The organism is Brevundimonas sp., assembly GCF_027487935.1.
Lineage (GTDB): Bacteria > Pseudomonadota > Alphaproteobacteria > Caulobacterales > Caulobacteraceae > Brevundimonas.
The window spans coordinates 62,857-81,331 of sequence record NZ_JAIYCP010000025.1 but is presented as its reverse complement, the minus strand read 5'-3'; the positions used below and the strand labels follow the sequence as shown (position 1 = coordinate 81,331).

Annotated in this window: 19 protein-coding genes; 14 read left to right on the top strand and 5 right to left on the bottom strand. The window is 69.0% G+C overall.

Features of this window, described 5'->3' with window-relative positions; all coding sequences use genetic code 11:
• Positions 1-49 precede the first annotated feature (49 nt).
• The 4 genes from Q0053_RS10255 to Q0053_RS10240 are packed head-to-tail and all read left to right on the top strand — an operon-like array spanning position 50 to position 1,524.
• On the top strand, positions 50-460 hold the full coding sequence (locus Q0053_RS10255) for a phage major tail protein, TP901-1 family (protein WP_298099668.1): 411 nt from the start codon (positions 50-52) through the stop codon (positions 458-460).
• A complete protein-coding gene (locus Q0053_RS10250) occupies positions 460-756 on the top strand; it encodes a GTA-gp10 family protein (protein WP_298099666.1) in 297 nt (98 codons plus the stop codon). Before Q0053_RS10255 ends, Q0053_RS10250 begins: the two co-directional genes overlap by 1 nt.
• 8 nt (positions 757-764) lie before the next feature.
• Positions 765-998: a phage tail assembly chaperone gene (locus Q0053_RS10245; protein ID WP_367276686.1), complete on the top strand. Its 234-nt coding sequence runs from the start codon at positions 765-767 to the stop codon at positions 996-998.
• Positions 991-1,524: a phage tail tape measure protein gene (locus Q0053_RS10240; RefSeq protein WP_298099663.1), complete on the top strand. Its 534-nt coding sequence runs from the start codon at positions 991-993 to the stop codon at positions 1,522-1,524. The genes Q0053_RS10245 and Q0053_RS10240 overlap by 8 nt, the downstream gene beginning before the upstream one ends.
• Before the next feature lie 21 nt (positions 1,525-1,545).
• Here the strand turns inward: Q0053_RS10240 and Q0053_RS10235 are convergent, their stop codons facing one another.
• Positions 1,546-2,031, bottom strand: coding sequence for a DUF805 domain-containing protein (locus Q0053_RS10235; RefSeq protein ID WP_298099661.1), 486 nt, complete (start codon positions 2,029-2,031; stop codon positions 1,546-1,548).
• Positions 2,032-2,210: 179 nt separating this feature from the next.
• On the opposite strand from Q0053_RS10235, the gene Q0053_RS10230 reads away from it, so the two are divergent.
• The 8 genes from Q0053_RS10230 to Q0053_RS10195 all read left to right on the top strand — a co-directional run bounded on the left by Q0053_RS10230 (position 2,211) and on the right by Q0053_RS10195 (position 12,109).
• Positions 2,211-2,840, top strand: coding sequence for a DUF2460 domain-containing protein (locus Q0053_RS10230; protein WP_298099659.1), 630 nt, complete (start codon positions 2,211-2,213; stop codon positions 2,838-2,840).
• A 3-nt stretch (positions 2,841-2,843) separates the two neighbouring features.
• Positions 2,844-3,497 (top strand): DUF2163 domain-containing protein, encoded by a 654-nt coding sequence (locus Q0053_RS10225; protein WP_298099656.1) that lies wholly within the window; start codon positions 2,844-2,846, stop codon positions 3,495-3,497.
• On the top strand, positions 3,494-3,946 hold the full coding sequence (locus tag Q0053_RS10220) for an NlpC/P60 family protein (protein ID WP_298099654.1): 453 nt from the start codon (positions 3,494-3,496) through the stop codon (positions 3,944-3,946). The genes Q0053_RS10225 and Q0053_RS10220 overlap by 4 nt, the downstream gene beginning before the upstream one ends.
• Positions 3,947-3,948: 2 nt before the next feature.
• Positions 3,949-7,671: a glycoside hydrolase/phage tail family protein gene (locus Q0053_RS10215; protein WP_298099652.1), complete on the top strand. Its 3,723-nt coding sequence runs from the start codon at positions 3,949-3,951 to the stop codon at positions 7,669-7,671.
• Positions 7,672-7,747: 76 nt separating this feature from the next.
• Positions 7,748-8,671, top strand: coding sequence for a DnaJ C-terminal domain-containing protein (locus Q0053_RS10210; RefSeq protein WP_298099649.1), 924 nt, complete (start codon positions 7,748-7,750; stop codon positions 8,669-8,671).
• Positions 8,671-9,822, top strand: coding sequence for a phosphoserine transaminase (locus Q0053_RS10205; protein WP_298099647.1), 1,152 nt, complete (start codon positions 8,671-8,673; stop codon positions 9,820-9,822). Before Q0053_RS10210 ends, Q0053_RS10205 begins: the two co-directional genes overlap by 1 nt.
• Positions 9,823-9,904: 82 nt before the next feature.
• Positions 9,905-11,200: an adenylosuccinate synthase gene (locus Q0053_RS10200; protein ID WP_298099644.1), complete on the top strand. Its 1,296-nt coding sequence runs from the start codon at positions 9,905-9,907 to the stop codon at positions 11,198-11,200.
• Positions 11,201-11,293: 93 nt separating this feature from the next.
• The gene (locus Q0053_RS10195) at positions 11,294-12,109 is read left to right on the top strand and encodes a response regulator (RefSeq protein WP_298099641.1); all 816 of its coding nucleotides are present in this window, start codon (positions 11,294-11,296) and stop codon (positions 12,107-12,109) included.
• On the opposite strand, the gene Q0053_RS10190 is transcribed toward Q0053_RS10195, so the two are convergent.
• A complete protein-coding gene (locus Q0053_RS10190) occupies positions 12,106-13,026 on the bottom strand; it encodes an alpha/beta hydrolase (protein ID WP_298099638.1) in 921 nt (306 codons plus the stop codon). The genes Q0053_RS10195 and Q0053_RS10190 overlap by 4 nt on opposite strands.
• 87 nt (positions 13,027-13,113) lie before the next feature.
• Here Q0053_RS10190 and kynU point away from each other — a divergent pair, with 87 nt between their 5' ends.
• Entirely contained in the window at positions 13,114-14,346 is a 1,233-nt protein-coding gene (kynU, locus tag Q0053_RS10185; protein WP_298099636.1) for a kynureninase, read from the top strand.
• Positions 14,347-14,382: 36 nt separating this feature from the next.
• Here the strand turns inward: kynU and rpoH are convergent, their stop codons facing one another.
• On the bottom strand, positions 14,383-15,270 hold the full coding sequence (gene rpoH / locus Q0053_RS10180; protein ID WP_298099633.1) for an RNA polymerase sigma factor RpoH: 888 nt from the start codon (positions 15,268-15,270) through the stop codon (positions 14,383-14,385).
• Positions 15,271-15,485: 215 nt separating this feature from the next.
• Complete coding sequence (locus Q0053_RS10175) at positions 15,486-16,511, bottom strand: RluA family pseudouridine synthase (RefSeq protein WP_298099631.1); 1,026 nt, start codon at positions 16,509-16,511, stop codon at positions 15,486-15,488.
• 132 nt (positions 16,512-16,643) lie between these two features.
• On the opposite strand from Q0053_RS10175, the gene Q0053_RS10170 reads away from it, so the two are divergent.
• Positions 16,644-17,279, top strand: a complete 636-nt coding sequence (locus Q0053_RS10170; RefSeq protein ID WP_298099629.1) for a DUF2799 domain-containing protein — start codon at positions 16,644-16,646, stop codon at positions 17,277-17,279.
• 15 nt (positions 17,280-17,294) lie between these two features.
• Here the strand turns inward: Q0053_RS10170 and Q0053_RS10165 are convergent, their stop codons facing one another.
• Positions 17,295-18,263: a cupin domain-containing protein gene (locus Q0053_RS10165; protein WP_367276685.1), complete on the bottom strand. Its 969-nt coding sequence runs from the start codon at positions 18,261-18,263 to the stop codon at positions 17,295-17,297.
• Positions 18,264-18,475 lie beyond the last annotated feature (212 nt).

The following is an 18,475-nucleotide window of genomic DNA, read 5'->3' as shown; positions in this document are numbered from 1 at the left end:
CGCGGGCCTGCGCCCGCTCCGTTGGCCGAGGATGACGAGGAGATACGGAATGACCGCTCAACGGGGCAGGGACATATTGCTGAAGATCGAGGGCGCGCCGGGCGTGTTCACGACGGTGGCGGGACTGAGGGCGAGGACGATTTCGCTGAACGCGCGGACGGTGGATGCGACCGACGGCGACAGCGCCGGGCGGTGGCGCGAGCTGCTGGGCGGGGCGGGCGTCCGGTCGGCGGCGGTGGCGGGGCAGGGGATCTTCCGCGATGTGGCGTCCGATGCCCTGATCCGTGAGGCCTTCTTTTCCCAGGCGGCGAGCGTGTGGCGGCTGATCGTGCCGGACTTCGGCGTCCTGAAGGGGCCGTTTCTGGTTGCGGCGCTGGAATACGCCGGCGAGCACGAGGGTGAGGCGACGTTCGCGATCAGCCTGGCGAGCGCGGGTGAGATTTCGTTCGAGGCCCTGTGATGGTGGCCAATGGCGCGCGGGGCGAGGTGGTCGTGGTGCTGGCCGGGGCGGAGCGGCGACTGTGCCTGACGCTGGGGGCGCTGGCGGAGATCGAGACGGGGCTGGGGCTGGAGGGGTTGTCCGGCCTGGCGGAGCGGATGCGGGCGCTGTCGGCGCGGGATCTGACGGTCGTGCTGGCGGCGCTGTTGCGGGGCGGGGGCGAGCGGGCGCTTGCGGATGAACTCGACCAGGCGGCCATTGATCCGCGCGAGGCCGCGGAGGCGGTGGCGAAGGCGTTTGCGGCGGCGACCCGGTGAGCGTGCGGATGGCGCAGGCGCCCCTCCACCACCCTTCGGGTGGTCCCTCTCCCCGCGAGGCGGGGAGGAGACCCGACTGGGGTGAGATGCTGCGGGCGGCGGTGCGGCTCGGTATCGGGCCTGAGGCCTTCTGGCGGTTGTCGCTGCGGGAGTGGCGGATGCTGACGGAGCGGCCGGGCGGTGCGGAACCGTTGGGGCGGCTGGACTTTGAGCGGATGGCGGAGGCGTGGCCGGATGACTGAGACAGTGGAACCAACCGGCCTGGACGGCGTGCCGCGCAAGGCGGCGGAGGCGGCGGCGGCGCTGGAGGCGTTGCGCGAGCCGGCGGCGCGGGCGGCGGCCTCGATCGAGGACGCCTTCGGCCGGGCCGGAGACGGGCTGGTCCGGTCGCTGGCGCGGGCGGCGGCGGATGGTGAGGTCAGCCTGGCCGAGCTGGCGCGGGCGGTGCTGGCGGCGGTGAATGCGGCGTCAGGGTCGAGCGGCGGCGGCGGGCTGGGCGAGGCGATCGCCCGGGTGGTGCAGTCGGCCTTTTCCGGGGCCCGGGCTGACGGTGGCGCCGTGCTGGGCGGCGGGGCCTATCTGGTCGGTGAGCGCGGGCCGGAGGTGTTCCGGCCTGCCGGCGCCGGCATGATCGAGCCCACCGGGGGCGGTGGCGGCGTCACCGTCAATGTGCGGGTGGACGGCGGGGCGCCGGGGCTGCTGCGCTCCGAGGCGCAGATCGCCCAGATGCTGGCGCGCGCCGTATCGCTGGGCGCGCGCCGGCTCTGAGCCGTGGCGGCGGTTGCGCGGTCAGTAGCCCTTGGGATTGGGCCCGAAGCGGTTCTCACCCCGCTGGCTGTCGGCAAGACCGATCCAGAGCAGGAAGCCCAGATTGACCAGCGTCAGCAGCCCGAAAAGACCCAGCACGGGTGTGATGAGCGCCAGGATGGCGGCCGGGTCCTCGCGTTCGAGTGCGGCGACATTGCCGAGGGCCGCAATGCCGATCATGCCGATGGCGACGAAAATGCCGACGATGCTGACCACCCAGGGCAGGGCGATCAGCCAGCCGCTCTGACCCATGTCGTGCAGGCGTTTCACGGCGATGGCCAGGTTGGGCCAGATCAGCGCGATCGAGATGAAGAAGCCGATCAGGGGAAGCCAGCCCGCGACGACGCCGACGCCGAGGCAGATCAGCCAGCCGATCCAGAAATGCGAGCGTCGTGTCCGGCCCTCGAACGAAAACAGCAGCTTCTGCCAGTCAAAGCTCTGAATCTGGTGAGAATTTTCCGTCGTCATGTCGTTCTCCCGCGCGCCGGACATCGCGTCCGTATCCGGGAGGATGACCGAACGCTGCTCGCCCGACAAGCGAAAGCCGATGTCGGGGGGCCTGCAGCACAGGGCGGTGGCCGATGGCCAATCATGAGGTGAGGTCCCCGCTTTCGCGGAGATGACAGGGCGGTGTGCGGGAGGGACGGATGAGTTTTCACGAGGTGCGGTTGCCCGCGCGGCTGGCGTTTGGATCGACCGGCGGGGTGGAGCGGCGGACGGAGATTGTGACGCTGGGCTCCGGGTTCGAGCGGCGGTCCACGCCCTGGGCCCAGGGGCGGCGGCGCTATCTGATCGGGACCAATCTGCGGTCGCTGGACGATATGGCGGCCCTGACCGGGTTCTTCGAGGCGCGGAGGGGCCGGTTGTACGGCTTCCGGTTCCGGGATTTTGCGGACTGCAAATCCTGCGCGCCGGGGGCCGCGATCGGTCCGCGGGATCAGGTTCTGGGCGAGGGTGACGGGACGCGGACGGTGTTCCCCCTGATCAAACGCTACGGGGCCGGGATCGATACGCCCGAGCGGCGGATCACCAAGCCGGTCGGGGGGACGGTGCGGATTGCGGTGGCAGGCGTCGAACTGCCGGCGTCGGGGTTCCTGGTCGATACGACGACGGGTGAGGCCCGCCTGGCGGCCGCGCCCGGCAGGGGTGCTGTCGTGACGGCCGGGTTCGAGTTCGACACCCCGGTGCGGTTCGACGCCGACCGGATCGAGGTCACGCTGGAGAGTTTCGACGCAGGACGGATGGCGGCCGTGCCGCTGATCGAGGTGCGGGTCTAGGCCATGAGAACGATACCGAACGAACTGGCCGCCCGCATCGAAGGCGGGGCGGCGATGCTTTGTCATGCCTGGGTGCTGCGACGGACCGACGGGCTGGACCTGGGGTTCACCGATCATGACCGGGACCTGACCCTTGAGGGCGTCCTGTGCCGGGCGAGCAGCGGCTGGACGACCGGGGCGGCGGACAGCGCCGTGGGGCTGAGCGCCGGATCGGCGGCGGTCGCAGGCGGGCTGGATGATGCGGCCATCACCGGGGCGGATATCGAGGCCGGGCTCTATGACGGGGCGTCGGTGGCGCTGTGGCGGGTGGACTGGGATCGCCCGGATCTGCGGGTGCGGCTGTGGACGGCGACACTGGCCCGGATCCTGTGCGAGGGGGGCCGGTTCCGTGCTGAACTGGAAGGCCCCCTGGCGAAGCTGGAGCGGGTTGTCGGCCGAACCTATGGCCGGGACTGCGATGCGATCTTCGGGGACCGGCGATGTGGCGTTGATCCGGACGCCTTTCGCGGCCTGACCTGTGACAAGCGATGGGCGACCTGTGTCGGGACCTTTGCCAATGGGGTCAATTTCCAGGGCTTTCCGGATACGCCCGGCGACGACTTCCTGACCGCAACGCCGGTCGAGGGGGGACGCCATGACGGCGGGAGCCGGCGATGAGGGCCGCGATCGTGGCGGCGGCGCGCGGTTGGCTGGGCACACCCTACCGGCATCAGGCGAGTGTGCGGGGCGAGGGGGCGGACTGTCTGGGTCTGGTGCGCGGGGTGTGGCGCGAGCTGATCGGGCCCGAGCCCGAGGCCCCGCCGCCCTACCGGCCCGACTGGGCCGAGGTCGGCGGCGAGGAGACCCTGCTGGCAGCGGCGCGGCGGTGGCTCAAGGAGATACCTGTGGAGGCTGCGTTTGCGGGTGACGTGCTGCTGTTCCGCATGGCGCCCGGCTGTCCGGCCAAGCATTGCGCGATCCTGAGCGACATGACCGGTGCCGAGCCGAGGATGATCCACGCCTATTGGGGGCGGTCGGTGGTGGAGAGCTGGATGGGCTCGTGGTGGCGTCGAAGGCTGGTCGCGGCCTTTCGCCTGCCCGGCGTTGAACCTGCGGGAGAGGCCTGACCATGGCGCAGATGATTCTGGGTACGGTCGGCCAGGCGATCGGAGGCCCGGTCGGGGCCGTCATCGGGGCGAGCCTTGGGCGGGTCGTCGATCAGCGGGTGGTTTCCGGTCTTGAGCCCGCGCGACAGCGGGGGCCGCGGCTGGAAACGCTGAGGGTGCAGGGCTCGGCGGAGGGCGCGCCCATGGCCTGTGTGTTCGGGCGGGCGCGGGTGACCGGTCAGGTGATCTGGGCCGCGCGCTTCCTCGAGGGACGCCGGACGTCCTCCGCCGGCAAGGGTGGCCCGCGGACGGTGGAATACGACTATTCGCTGAGCTTCGCGGTGGCCCTGTGCGAGGGCGAGGTCGACGGGATTGGCCGGGTCTGGGCGGACGGGCAGCCGATGGACCTGTCGGGTGTGACGATGCGGTTGCACAGGGGCGGGGCCGGGCAGACGCCGGATCCGCTGATCGAGGCGGTGGAGGGGGCCGCTCCGGCCTATCGGGGCACGGCCTATGTGGTGTTCGAGGACTTGCCGCTGGGACCCTATGGCAACCGGGTGCCGCAACTGGGATTCGAGGTGTTCCGCCGGGCGCGCGGGACGGTGCCCCGGCTGGAAGACCGGCTGGAGGGGGTCTGTCTGATACCGGGGGCCGGGGAGTTCGTCCTCGCGACCGAAGCGGTCATGCGGCGCGACGGACTGACCCGCACCACGGCGGAGAACCTGCATACAGGCGAGGGGCGGACGGACCTGGCGGCGTCGCTGGATCAACTTCAGGCGCAGTGCCCGAACCTCAAGCGGGTCAGTCTGGTGGTCGGCTGGTTCGGCAATGATCTGCGGGCCGGGCATTGCACCATCCGGCCCGGGGTCGAGCGGATCGACAAGGCGACGGAGCCCCTGCGCTGGTCGGTGGCGGGACTGGGACGGACCGGGGCGCATCGGATCTCGCAGAGCCATGGCGGCCCGGCCTATGGCGGAACGCCATCGGACGAGACCGTTCGCCAGGCCGTGGCAGAGCTGAAGTCGCGCGGGCTGGAGGTCACCCTTTATCCGTTCCTGTTCATGGATGTGCCGGCGGGGAACGGCTTGCCGGATCCGTACGGAGGGCCGGACCAGGCGGCCTATCCCTGGCGGGGGCGCGTTACGGGTCCTGACGGCGAGGGCGCTGCGGCGGCGGTCGCCGCCCTGTTCGGAACGGCCGGCGGCTGGGGGCTGCGGCGGTTCGCGCTGCACTATGCAGCCCTGGCGGCGGAAACAGGGGCCGACGGGCTGCTGATCGGGTCCGAGATGCGCGGGCTGACGATGATGCGGGATGCCGGCGGCGGGTTTCCCGCGGTGGCAGGGTTTCGGGCGCTGGCGGCGGAATGCCGGGCGGTCGTCGGGCCCGATGTCGCGCTCAGCTATGCGGCGGACTGGTCGGAGTATGCGGGGGTGCGACGCGGGGGCGAGGTGGTGTTCCACCTCGATCCGCTGTGGGCCGATCCGGATATCGACTACGTGGGGATCGACTGGTACCCGCCGCTTGGAGACTGGCGGGCGGGTGACGGGGGCCTGGACGGCGCCGCCTTCGCCGGGCCGGTCGATCCCGCCTATCTGGCCATGCAGGTGGCGGGTGGCGAGGGGTATGACTGGTTCTACGCCACCGAGGCGGACCGGTCGGCGCAGGTCCGGACCCCGATCGCGGACACGGCGCACGGCGAGGACCGGGTGTTCCGGATCAAGGATCTGAAGGGCTGGTGGGCCAATGCGCACCATGACCGGCCGGGCGGCGTCCGGAGTCCGTTGCCGACGGCCTGGGTCGCCGGGATGAAGCCGGTCCGGTTGACGGAGTTCGGTTGCGCGGCGGTGGACCGGGGCGGCAATGCCCCGAACCTGTTCCAGGACCCGAAGAGCGCTGAAAACGGCCTGCCGCCGTTCTCGACCGGCGCGCGGGACGACCGGATGCAGCGGCGGGCACTGGAGGCGGTGCTGGGGCATTTCGCCGAGGCCGACAACAATCCGGTCTCGCCGGTCTATGGCGGGCCCATGGTCGAGGCGGCGGATGTCTGGTGCTGGGATGCGCGACCCTGGCCGGCGTTTCCCGCGCGGGGGGACGTCTGGGCGGACGCGGGTGCCTGGCGCACCGGCCATTGGCTGAACGGGCGACTGGCCGGGGAGACGCGTGACCTGATCGCAGCGGTCCTCGGGCGTGGCGGACTGGGCGAGGATGAGTTCGAGGTCTGCGCCACCTTGGATGCGGTGCAGGGCTACATCATCGATCGGCCCATGCGGACAAGGGATGCGCTTGAGCCGCTGCTGGCCGGCCTGGGCCTGATCGCGGCGGAACGGGACGGCCGGGTTGCGGTCATGGATGACGGCACATCGGCCAGCACTGCGCTGAAGGTGGAATCTCTGGCCTTGCCGGATGACGGCGAGAGCCTGAAGGCCGAGCGTGTCCTGGAGCGGAGGCCGGGCACGGCCCGGGTGCGCTATATCGACGGTGACGCGGGTTATGAGACCGGTGCGGCGGTCGTGCGGACGGCGGGTGAGGGCGGCTGCGTCGATCTTGACCTGCCGGCGGTGTGTTCGGATGCGCTGGCGCGGGCGGCTGCCGAGCGCGCCCTCGTGGCCGGGGGAAAGGAGCGGCTGTCGGTGACGCCGGGCCCTTTGCAGGCCCTGGCGCTGGAGCCGGGCGATACGGTGACGGTCGAGGGTCGGAGCGGCGTTTGGCGGATCATGCGGCTGGACAGGGATGAGACGCCGTCGGCGGTGCTGGAGCCGGTTTCGGCCGTCCGGGTCGGCGAGGATCACGGACGCCCGGCCTCGGGCGAGGCGTCGCGCATTTCCGGTGCGCCCTTCCTGCGGATGATGGAACTGCCGCCGCTGATCGGCGCCGAGGACGACGGTCGGCCGATTGTGGTCGTGGCGAACGATCCCTGGCGGCCCATGCGTGTGTTCGCCGGGGTGGATGCAACGGCGCTGACGGTGCGGGGAGATGTCGCCCGACCGGCCACCGTCGGGGTGCTGGTCGAGGCGCTGGGGGCCGGTGTGCGGCATCGCTGGGACACGGTGAATACCGTGATGGTCCGGATCGAGGGGCGGGCACCGGAGAGCCGTTCGGACGCTGCGGTGTTCGCCGGCGGCAATGCTGTGGCGATCGAGACCGCCGCGGGCTGGGAGCTGGTGCAGTTCCGGTCGGCGACCCTCGTGGGGGAGGGGGTCTGGCGGCTGACCGGCCTGTTGCGGGGGCAGCAGGGAACGGAGGCCATGGGCGCGGCGCGTGGGGCGGTCGTGGTGGTCCTGGACCAGGCCCCGGCCCGGGTGGACGCGTCCCGGGCCGAGCGCGGCCTGCCGTTGATCTGGCGGGCCGGTGCCGCGGGCGGACCCGCCGGGGGATCGGGTGTGAGCGAGGTCGGGTTCACAGTCACCGGCCTGTATGAGCGGCCCTGGTCGCCGGCGCACCTGCGGGCGAGGGCGCGCGTGGACGGGGGCTTCGACCTCGGCTGGATCGCGCGGGCCCGGATTGACGGGGATCGCTGGGAGGGCGAGGCATTGGCGTCCGCGTCGCCGCGCTTTCGCATTCGGGTGCTGGACGGAGCGGGCGAGAAACGGGCGTTCGAGGTCGGGACGGACGCGGCCACCTATACCGCCGCCGACCGGGCCGTGGACTTTCCGGCCGGACTGGACGGGTGGTCTCGCATAGCCGTGGCGCAATGGGGCGACGGCTACGGCTGGGGGCGTGAGGCGTCTGTTGTTCTGACGGCCTGATTTGCGCATCGCCCTTTGCGCGGCGCACGCGATGCCCTAACTGACGATCTCGGCCTTTGATGGAGCGGTATTCGACGTGGCGGGCGATCCCTACAAGGAACTGGGCGTTTCGAGGGGCGCAAGCGCGGACGAAATCAAGAAGGCGTTCCGAAAGCTCGCCAAGGAACTCCATCCTGACAAGAACCCCGGCAATACGGTTGCCGACGAGCGGTTCAAGCGGATCACGGCCGCTTTTGACCTGCTGGGGGACAAGGACAAGCGGGCGAAATTCGACCGGGGCGAGATCGACGCGGACGGGCGTGAGCAATTCCGCGGTTTCGGCGGCGGCCCCGGCGGTGCGCGAGGCGGTCCGGGTGGAAATCCGTTCGGCCAGGGCGGTGCCCGGCAGCAGGGCTTCGAGAACATCGACCTGGATGAGCTGTTCGGCGGCATGTTCGGCGGCGGCGCGCGGCCGGGTGGTGCCCGGCCCGGGGGCTTTCCGGGCAAGGGCCAGGACGTCAAGGCGACGCTGGAAATCAGTCTGGAAGACTCGATCTCGGGCGCCACGCGGCGCATCCAGTTTTCGGACGGGCGGATGCTGGATGTGGCGATCCCGAAGGGCGCAGGCGACGGCCAGATGATACGGCTGAAGGGCCAGGGCGCGCCGGGGCGGGGTGGCCTCCCCGGCGACGCCCTGATCGAGTTGAAGCTGGCGAAACATCCGGTCTTCACCCAGGACGGCGCGGACCTGACGATGGATCAGCCCGTGGCGCTGTATGACGCCGTACTGGGTGGCAAGGTTCCGGTGCGCACGCCGGAGGGGACGGTCAGCATGACCATCCCGGCCGGTTCCAACTCGGGCAAGGTGTTGCGGCTTAAGGGACGGGGCGCGTTCGCCGACGGCCGGCGCGGCGACCTGCTGGCCAAGCTCATGATCATCCTGCCGGAGGACAGCGCGGCGCTGGTGAAGCTGGCGCAGGGCGCACGCGACAGGGGGCCGATCAGGCCGTTTCGCGACTGATGGCGAACCGGCCGAACCTCAAGCCGCAGCGTCCGTGGTTCTCGTCCGGGCCGACAGCGAAACGCCCGGGTTGGTCCTCACAGGCGATCCCGCAGGATCTGCTGGGCCGTGGCATCCGCGCGCCCGAGGTGGTGGAGCGGTTCGCCCACGGACTGAGACAGACGCAGGCGCTGCTGCAGGTCCCGACCGACTGGGTGCTGGTCTATGTACCGGGATCCGACACCGGGGCGGTCGAGGCCGCCATGTGGTCGATGCTGGGCGAGCGGCCGGTTCAGGTTCTGGCATTCGAGAATTTCGGCAAGGTGTGGGCGACGGATGCGGTCGAGCATCTGAAACTGGACCCCGAGGTGATTGCGGCCCCCTGGGGCGATTGGCCCGACACTTCGGCGGTCGATCCGGCGAAGGATCTGGTGTTTCCCTGGAACGGGACGACGTCGGGCGTGCGCGCGCCCAATGCGGACTTCATCGCGGACGACCGTGAGGGGATCGTGATCTGCGACGCGACCTCGGCGGCCTTTGCCATGCCTCTGCCCTGGAACAAGCTGGATGTGGTGACCTTCAGCTTCCAGAAGGCGCTGGGCGGGGAGGCCGGTCTCGGCGTCGCTGCCCTTTCGCCGCGCGCCGTCGAGCGGCTGGATCGCTATGCGCCGCCGAGGCCGGTGCCGAAGGTGCTGCGGCTGCGCGACGCCAACGGTTTCGACCGGCTGCTGGCCACCGGGTCCATGCTGAACACCTTTTCGGTCTGGACGATCGAGGACTGGATCGATGCGGTCGAGTGGGGACTGTCGGTCGGCGGGCTGGAGACCCTGATCGCGCGGACCAATGCCAATGCGGCGGCGGTCGAGGCCTGGGTCGGGCGAACCCCCTGGATCGACTATCTCGCCGTGGACCCGGCGACGCGGTCGACGACGTCGGTCTGTCTCAGGATTGTCGATCCGCGCGTCACCGCCATGACCGATGAGGCACGTCAGGCGCTGGTGATGCGGATGAAGGCCCTGGTCGAAGGTGAGGGTGCTGCGTTTGACATTGAGGCCCACCGAAATGCGCCTGCGGGCCTGCGCATCTGGTGCGGCTGTACAGTCGAGACCGCCGATATCGAGGCACTGACGCCGTGGCTGGACTGGGCCTTCGAGACTGCGCTGTCGGAATAATCGCCCGATCGCGGGACACCCGCTGATTCCCCGGCTATAGGCTGCGCCCGCATTCCGAAATCCCGGACAGCGGAGAACAGTCTTGGCGAACGTTGCGGTGGTCGGTGCCCAGTGGGGTGACGAGGGCAAGGGCAAGATTGTCGACTGGCTGTCGAACCGGGCCGATATGGTCGTGCGGTTCCAGGGCGGGCACAACGCCGGCCATACGCTGGTGGTCGACGGCAAGGTCTACAAGTTGGCGCTGCTGCCGTCAGGCGTGGTGCAGGGCAAGCCCTCGATCATCGGCAATGGCGTGGTTGTCGATCCCTGGCATCTGGTCGGCGAGATCGAGAAGATCGAGGCGCAGGGCATCCGGATCAGTCCGGACGTGCTGATCGTGGCCGACAATGCCTGTCTGATCCTGCCCATCCATCCGGCACTGGACGTCGCGCGGGAAGCCGCCGCGAGCGCCCCCGGCGCGCGGATCGGCACGACCGGACGCGGGATTGGTCCTGCCTATGAAGACAAGGTGGGGCGGCGCGCGATCCGGGTCTGCGATCTGGCGAATGCGGACGACCTGAAGGTCAAGATTGACCGGCTGCGTTCGCACCATGATCCCCTGCGCGCCGGCCTGGGGCTGGAGCCGATCGACCCCGAGGCGCTCCTGGCGCAACTGCTTGAGATCGCGCCGAGGATCCTGCCCTATGTGCAACCGGCCTGGCGGGTGCTGGAGCAGGCTAGACGGGACGGCAAACGGGTGCTGTTCGAGGGGGCCCAGGGGGCCTTCCTGGACGTGGACCACGGCACCTATCCCTATGTGACCAGCTCAAACACCGTTGCGGGTCAGGCTGCGGCCGGCTCGGGTATCGGCCCGCGCGGCGTCGGCTATGTGCTGGGGATCGTCAAGGCCTACACCACGCGCGTCGGCGAGGGGCCGTTTGCCTGCGAGCTGAGTGACGCGGTCGGAACCCATCTGGCGACCGTGGGACGTGAGGTCGGGGTCAATACAGGCCGGGCGCGCCGCTGCGGCTGGTTCGATGCGGTGCTGGTGCGCCAGTCGGTGGCCATCAACGGCATCGACGGCATCGCCCTGACCAAGCTGGACGTGCTGGACGGGTTGAAGACGCTCAAGATCTGCACCGGCTACCGGATTGATGGACAGGTGCTGGACTATCTGCCGTCGAGCCTCAAGGCGCAGGCAGCCGCCGAGCCGGTCTTTGAGGAAATGGAGGGCTGGAGCGAAAGCACCGCCGGCGCGCGCAGTTTCCGCGACCTGAACGCCAATGCGGTCAAATATGTCCGCCGGATCGAAGAATTGATCGGCGCTCCGGTGGCGCTCCTGTCGACCAGCCCCGAGCGCGACGACACGATCATGATGCACGACCCGTTCCGCGGGTAGGCCTCACCGTTAACCAAGCAAGGATGTTGTTGTTCAAGCGACCTTAACCGGCTTCGGTTAGGAACATCCTCCCGATTTGGGATGAGGTGTGTCTTGTTCGCAGTTGATCGTCGTTCGCTGGCGAAGCTGGAACCCGTGGTTCAGCGGGTGCTGGTTGTCGACCCCAATATGCACGCCGCACGCCTGCTGACCGAGATCATGAAGGGTCTGGGTTCGCGCGATGTCGTGGTCCAGCCGGACCAGACCCTGGCCCTGATGGCGGCGGAGGAAATGGAACCCGGCCTCATCTTTATCGAACGCAGCGGTGAGGGTCTGGACGGCGAATCCCTGGCGAGGGCGCTGCGGCGCTCGCACATGCAGTGCCGCCGCGCCGCGATCATCATGGTCACAGCCGATGCCACCGAGCGCGCGATCCGGGGTGCCCGGGATTCGGGGGTGCACGAGTTCCTGCGCAAGCCATTCACCAGCACGGATTTGTACAAGCGGATTACAAACGTGGCGCTCAAGCCGCGCGGCTGGGTCGAGGCGATGGGCTATGTTGGTCCCGACCGCCGGCGGTTCAACTCCGGCGAGTTCTCGGGCAAGAAAAAGCGCAAGGCCGATCGGTTCGAGATGGATTTCGGAGGACAGGCCGGTGTCAAGGATCAGGCCATGCGGATTCTGGCGACGGCGCTGGAACGCTTCGACAGCGATCCGATGCAGGCGGCTCGCGCGATCCGCGAGCAGGCGGCAACGCTGAAGGCGCTGGCCATGAGGCCTGCGGACCCGGGCCTCGCCGTGGCGGTCGATGACCTGGAAATGTCGATGGCGGGTGCGCCGCTGACAAAGGCAGCGCTGGCCGCTCCGATCGAAGCCCTTCTGGCCATGCACAGGGCCGAGCCCCTCGCGAAGGCGGGCGGAAGCCGCTAGCGAAGAAGCCCTGCGAAGGCGTCCCGCACGCGGGGCCAGACCGCAGACGTCGGGTCGATGAGCTCGAAATGTCCGGCCCCTTCGAACACGATCGAGTCGGCGCGATCGCCCCTTTGGGCCGCCGCAGCCGCGTAGTCCTGGCCGAAGCGGGGCGGAACGATCGCATCCCGTGCGCCGGAGATGATCACCTGACGATCGCCCAGCGGCAGGAGGGCGGGCGGTGAGGTGTCCGCGAAGACGTTCCGGCCTCCGGGCTGTTGAACCCCCACAAGCCCGTCGATGACTGAAGGCCCCCCGCAGGCATCGGGCCCCGTCTGCCGGTAGGCGTCGAGGTCGGCGATCCCCGCGAGGGAAACGACGCCCCGGATCGGCAGGGGGCGCGCCGTGTGCAGCGGACTCTCGGCCGGCAGGCGATCCCGCGCGGCTGCCCAGAGCGCCAGATGGCCGCCGGCGGAATGGCCCGCGAGGGCCACCCTGCGCAGGTCGAGGCTGTGTTGTGCGGCGATCGTGCGCAGATGGTCGACGCCCGCAGCAACGTCCCGGAAGGTGCCCGGATAGCCGCCACCGGGGTGACCGATGCGACGGTATTCGAGGTTCCAGACCGCATAGCCGTGGTCGCGCAGGTCGGCGGCCATATAGTCCATCAGCTCGAGGCCCGGCAGGTCGGCGCGCCAGCAGCCGCCATGGATCAGGACAATGACGGGATGAGGACCCTGTCGGCGCGGCAGCCAGAGTTCGCCGAACTGGAGGGCGTCCGGGCCGTAGGCGACGCGTTCGTCGGCGACGGTGCGGGGATGGGCCAGCAACTGGCTGAAGGTGATGGGCGCGCGGGTCTCGACAGGGGCGATCAGCGCCGGTGAGGGCGCGCAGGCGGTGGATGCCAGAAGGCCGGCAAGGGCGGCAGTCATCAGGCGCATCAGGCGATCCTGTCGAAGTCACCGTTTCACCGGCGCGGCGGCTCACTGTAGAGAGCAGGGGCCGTTCGGCAACCGGAGCCAGAGAGAATGACGACCCGACAGGACTGTGTCGAACTGGACGCCGTTGATCCGCTTGGCGCGGTGCGGGAACGGTTCAGCCTGCCGGACGGGGTGATCTATCTGGACGGCAATTCGCTGGGAGCCTTGCCGGTTGCGGCTGCCAGGGCCGTGGATGAGGCCGTCAGGCGGCAGTGGGGCGAAGACCTGATCGCCAGCTGGAACAAGCATGGCTGGATCGGTCTGCCGCAAAGGGTCGGGGGCAGGATCGCGCCCCTGATCGGTGCCGGGGCGGACGAGGTCGTGGCGGCGGACTCCGTATCCGTGAACCTGTTCAAGCTGGCGGCAGCGGCGGTCGGTGCCCGGGGCGGGCGGCGGGTGGTGCTGACCGAAGGCGGAGACTTTCCGACGGACCTGTACATCCTCCAGGGCCTCGCCGGGATGATGCCGGAGGTCGAGTTGAGGGTGGTTGAGCCGGGCGGAATCGAGGCGGCCCTCGACGACCGGGTGGCCGTGGTCCTGCTGAGCCATGTTCACTATCGCAGCGGCGCGGTGCGCGACATGGCGGGACTGAGCACGACAATCCGGGCCGCCGGCGCGTTGAGCCTCTGGGACCTGAGCCACAGTGCCGGCGTTCTGGATGTCGACCTGAACCGCGCGGGGGCCGATCTTGCAGCCGGTTGCGGCTACAAATATCTCAGCGGCGGTCCGGGGGCACCGGCGTATCTGTTTGTGGCGAGGCGGCATCAGGCGGCGCTGCGCAATCCCCTGTCCGGCTGGATGGGTCATGCACGGCCGTTCGATTTCGTGGATGACTATGCACCGGCACCGGGGATCGATCGCTGGCTGTGCGGGACGCCGCCGATTCTGAGCCTGACCGCCCTCGACGCTGCGCTGGATGCCTTCAGCGGCTTGGACATGGCGGTGGTCCGGGCCAAGGCGGGGGCGCTGGGCGATCTGTTCATCGAACGGGTCGAGGCGCGATGCGCCGGCAAGGGTCTGGCGCTGGCCAGTCCACGAGATGCGACGACGAGAGGGGGGCAGGTCTCGTTCCGGCATCCGCAGGGGTGGGCGGTGATGCAGAATTTGATCGCGCGCGGGGTCATCGGCGATTTCCGCAGTCCGGACGTGATCCGGTTCGGCTTCGCGCCGCTCTATGTGCGCCGGGTCGACGTCTGGGATGCCGTCGAGGTGCTGGGCGAGGTTCTGGATGCGGAGAGCTGGCGTGACCCGCGCTATCAGACCGTTGCGACGGTGACCTGAGTCCGGGCGACCCGTCGGGATCGCCCGGCCCGGGGATCAGGCGTCGACCAGGTTCCGCTCTTCTGCCGCGGCCCGCATGGCCTTTTGCAGTTTCTCGAAGGCGCGGACCTCGATCTGGCGGACGCGTTCGCGCGACACGCCGTACTGGCCGGCCAATTCCTCAAGCGTGACAGGATCGTCCTTGAGGCGACGCTCCGTCAGGATGTGCTTTTCGCGGTCCGTCAGTTCTTCCATGGCTTCCTGAAGCAGGCCCATGCGGATCGACTTTTCCTCGCTTTCGGCCAGGTGGGTCTCCTGGGAGACCGCCGTGTCGTCGGCCAGCCAGTCTTGCCACTCGCTCTCGCCGTCGGCGCGCAGGGGCGCGTTGAGGGAGGCGTCGCCGCCGAGGCGGCGGTTCATATTGGTGACCTCCTCCTCCGACACGCCCAGTTTGGTGGCGATGGCCGAGAGATGTTCGGGCCGCAGGTCGCCTTCCTCGAAGGCCGAGATCTGGCTCTTGGCCTTGCGCAGGTTGAAGAACAGCTTCTTCTGCGCCGCGGTGGTGCCCATCTTCACAAGCGACCAGCTGCGCAGGATGTATTCCTGGATCGAGGCGCGGATCCACCACATGGCGTAGGTGGCCAGGCGGAAGCCCTTGTCGGGATCGAATTTCTTGACGGCCTGCATGAGGCCGACGTTGCCCTCGGAAATCACTTCGCCGATCGGCAGGCCGTAGCCGCGATAGCCCATGGCGATCTTGGCCACGAGGCGCAGGTGCGAGGTGACGAGGCGATGCGCGGCCTCGGGGTCCTGGTGCTCGGTCCAGCGTTTGGCGAGCATGAATTCTTCGTCTTTCGCAAGCATGGGAAACTTGCGGATTTCCGTCAGGTATCGCGACAGCCCCTGTTCAGGCGACATAACCGCGAGTGATCTAGCAACAGCCATTTGGTCCCTCCGACCGTGTAAACGAGCGGGTCCTTCGGAAACGGCCACCCGATGTGCACCGCCGCCTCACCCCTCAACGGATGACATAGGGTCGGGTTTCCGCACTTGTCAGTGGCGGATGGTCACACGAAAGCGTGACCGTGGCCCCGGCGCCACGGCACCAGATGACGACACCTTACCGAATGGTCAGTCCTTAATCAAGACGGACCCTGTTTCTAGAGTCCGGCAAGGCCCTCTTCGAGCAAGCGCATGTCTTCCGGCGGGGCCGTCTCGAACCGCAGCGCTGCACCTGTGACCGGATGCACGAAGCCCAAAATCGCCGCATGCAGCGCCTGCCGTGTCAGGCCGGCGGCGGTGATCGCCTCCCGCACGGCTTGCGCGGGACTGCCCGTGCCATAGACCGGGTCGCCCAGCAGCGGCGAACCCTTCGAGGCCATGTGCACCCGGATCTGGTGGGTGCGGCCGGTGTGCAGGGTGCAGGCAACGCGGGCGGCGAGCGGTGGAGCGGCCGGGCGACTGCCCTTTCTCGGTGCCGCGCCGAACGTGGCGTCGACAACATAGTCGGTGATGGCTTCGCGACCGCCGACCCGAAGCACCGCCATCTTCTTGCGGTCGCCGGTCGAGCGCCCGAGGTTGGAGATGATGCGGCCCCGTTCCGGCTGGGGCGCGCCACGGACCAGGGCGATGTAGGTCCGCTCGATGTCGTGGGCGGCGAACAGGGCCGAGAGACCGGCGTGGGCCGCGTCGGACTTGGCCGCGACCATGACGCCGGAGGTGTGTTTGTCGAGCCGGTGGACGATGCCGGGACGGGCGACGCCGCCGATGCCGGACAGAGACGCGGCGCAATGGTGCAGCAGGGCGTTGACCAGGGTGCCGGTCTCGCTGCCCGGCGCGGGATGCACGGCCATGCCGGCCGGCTTGTCGATCACGATCAGATGGGTGTCCTCGAACAGGACGGAGAGGGGGATGTCCTCCGGCTGGGGGATGGCGGAGATGACGGCGGGCAGGGCGACGGCATAGAGGCCGGGCAGGGCCTTGGCCGAGGCGGTCGTGACGGGCTGGCCGTCGCGGGTCACGACGCCCTCGGCCAGCAGGGCCTGGACGCGGGCGCGGGACAGGGACGGAAAAAGGTCCGACAGGGCCTTGTCGAGCCGGGCACCACCGGTCTCGAGACGGGCCTCCAGAACCGATGGGAGGTCTTCGTCGACGGCGAAATCTTCGATCAGGGGGTCGTCGGACACGGCGCGCTCCGCCGCTCAGGTCGGGCGGCAGGGCGGTCTAGCATGGCGTGAGCCCCTGCGGGCAATGGACGTGCTTGGCGGAACGGCCAAGCTGGGCCATGGTCACACCATGATGACGGAGATGAGCCAGCCATGAGACTTTTGCTTCTTGCCGCCGCCGGCGGCGCGGCGCTCGCCGTCGCCAGCTGCGCCACCATGTCCAAGGACCAGTGCCTCGCCGGTGCCTGGGGCGAGGTCGGCTACCGGGACGGCTCTGAAGGCCGGCCGATGAGCGTGCTGGCGGACCATGAGAGCGCCTGCGCCGAATATGGCGTGGCGCCGGATCCGGTGGCCTATCGCTCTGCCCGCGCGGACGGGCTGAACGGCTATTGCCGTTGGGAGCGCGGCTTCGAGGAGGGACGCAACGGCGACACCTATCATGGGGTCTGTACACCCGCGCAGGAGGACGAATTCCTGCCCGCCTATCGCGACGGCCAGATCGTCCATGCGGCTGAGCAGGCACTGAGCAGCGCCCGCAGCAGTGTCTCCAGCCTCGGCTCCCGGCTCGAAGAGCTGGACGACAAGATCAGGGCCAAACAGGCCGAAGCGCGCGCTGAAGGTCTGACCGACGAACAGCGCGGCGCGATCCGCGACCGGATTCAGGAAATCCGCCGCGAGCGTGCGGACACCGAACGCGACTGGCACCGGGCGCAGGATGCGGTCGATGAGGCCGAATTCGGTGTGCGCGATGTGCGTCGGCGGTTTCAGGGGCAGTACGGCCCCTGGTAGAGACGGATTGCGCGCTTAATCGATCCGTTCGATCAGGCCGGCTACGGTCAGCCGGCGGATCAATTCGTCGGCCTGGTCAGGACCCATATCCTCGTGACTGAAGGGTTGGCCTGACAGGGCGCGTTCAATCACTGCGCGCGGCGCGCGACTGAAGGTCATGTCGCCGCCGGGCGCGATCAGGCGCAGGCCGCCGTCCTCATCGAGAAGTCGCCAGAGCGAGGGGCGGGCCTGATAGCGGCCTCCGCGCGGACCCGACCCGCTCTCCACAGCGCCCAGAACATCCGGTTCGCGCGACCGGATGAACTGGTCGGTCAACAGGTCGAGCGCACCGTCGAGCCGCGCCCGCATCGGAATATCCGCGACAAGCGCCCGAAAATGTTCCCGTGCCCCGGCCCGATCAAAATCGCGATTGGCAAACCCCGGAGGCAGGCTTCTCCGGAACGCCGGATCATTGACACAGACCTCCGAAATCGCCTCCAGCACCAGGTCTGCCCAGGTGCGGGCCAACAGGCCGCATGTGACGTGCAGCGAAGCCGAGTCGCCGGATGCAGAGGCATCATGCATCAGGCCGCGAGGCACATAGGCGCAATCGCCCGCTTTCAGAACGAAGCTGTGACTGGGTTCGCCGATGGAATGTCTGCCCGGCTCGAACCGCTCGCCGCGGTAGGGTGCCTCGATCGCCTGATCGTAGAGCCGCCAGGTTTTTTCGCCCTCGATCTGCAGGACGAAGACGTCATGGTTGTCATAGTGGGTATGGAACCCCTGGGAGCCCGGGGGGGTGAGATAGATGTTGGTCTGGACGTGACAGGAAAAAACCCGCTCCACAGACCGGCAGAACGTAGCCAGTGCGATGTCGGACTGGTGCACCTGGTTCAGGATGATCGTGGCGCCGCGACTGTAGAGTCGCGCAACGGCGACACGGTCGATCGCACCGGAACTCGCCACGAAATCTGAGGCATCCACGGATCGGGATGCGTCGACCATGGCGAGCATACCTTCGCGCAGGTCCTGTTCAGCAACCTTGCGATCTACAGCTGCGACGGACAGGAGCGACCGGAAACGCAGGGGGTCATCGTGGTGAACGATGACCGGTTCGCGCTCGAATGCGCCGCCGAGAAATCCCTTCGCCGCCGGACCGAGGAGCCATCCAAGCGGGTCTTCGAGATGGTGTTGCCCCGCGACCGTCACGCCTTGAT

What these genes read in the sequence shown, in the direction of transcription:
- Q0053_RS10255 (WP_298099668.1), top strand. Translation starts at nt 50, where the DNA reads ATGACCGCTCAACGGGGCAGGGACATATTGCTGAAGATCGAGGGCGCG.
- Q0053_RS10250 (WP_298099666.1), top strand. Translation starts at nt 460, where the DNA reads ATGGTGGCCAATGGCGCGCGGGGCGAGGTGGTCGTGGTGCTGGCCGGG.
- Q0053_RS10245 (WP_367276686.1), top strand. Translation starts at nt 765, where the DNA reads ATGGCGCAGGCGCCCCTCCACCACCCTTCGGGTGGTCCCTCTCCCCGC.
- Q0053_RS10240 (WP_298099663.1), top strand. Translation starts at nt 991, where the DNA reads ATGACTGAGACAGTGGAACCAACCGGCCTGGACGGCGTGCCGCGCAAG.
- Q0053_RS10235 (WP_298099661.1), bottom strand. Translation starts at nt 2,031, where the DNA reads ATGACGACGGAAAATTCTCACCAGATTCAGAGCTTTGACTGGCAGAAG.
- Q0053_RS10230 (WP_298099659.1), top strand. Translation starts at nt 2,211, where the DNA reads ATGAGTTTTCACGAGGTGCGGTTGCCCGCGCGGCTGGCGTTTGGATCG.
- Q0053_RS10225 (WP_298099656.1), top strand. Translation starts at nt 2,844, where the DNA reads ATGAGAACGATACCGAACGAACTGGCCGCCCGCATCGAAGGCGGGGCG.
- Q0053_RS10220 (WP_298099654.1), top strand. Translation starts at nt 3,494, where the DNA reads ATGAGGGCCGCGATCGTGGCGGCGGCGCGCGGTTGGCTGGGCACACCC.
- Q0053_RS10215 (WP_298099652.1), top strand. Translation starts at nt 3,949, where the DNA reads ATGGCGCAGATGATTCTGGGTACGGTCGGCCAGGCGATCGGAGGCCCG.
- Q0053_RS10205 (WP_298099647.1), top strand. Translation starts at nt 8,671, where the DNA reads ATGGCGAACCGGCCGAACCTCAAGCCGCAGCGTCCGTGGTTCTCGTCC.
- Q0053_RS10190 (WP_298099638.1), bottom strand. Translation starts at nt 13,026, where the DNA reads ATGCGCCTGATGACTGCCGCCCTTGCCGGCCTTCTGGCATCCACCGCC.
- kynU (WP_298099636.1), top strand. Translation starts at nt 13,114, where the DNA reads ATGACGACCCGACAGGACTGTGTCGAACTGGACGCCGTTGATCCGCTT.
- rpoH (WP_298099633.1), bottom strand. Translation starts at nt 15,270, where the DNA reads ATGGCTGTTGCTAGATCACTCGCGGTTATGTCGCCTGAACAGGGGCTG.
- Q0053_RS10170 (WP_298099629.1), top strand. Translation starts at nt 16,644, where the DNA reads ATGAGACTTTTGCTTCTTGCCGCCGCCGGCGGCGCGGCGCTCGCCGTC.
- Q0053_RS10165 (WP_367276685.1), bottom strand. Translation starts at nt 18,263, where the DNA reads ATGGTCGACGCATCCCGATCCGTGGATGCCTCAGATTTCGTGGCGAGT.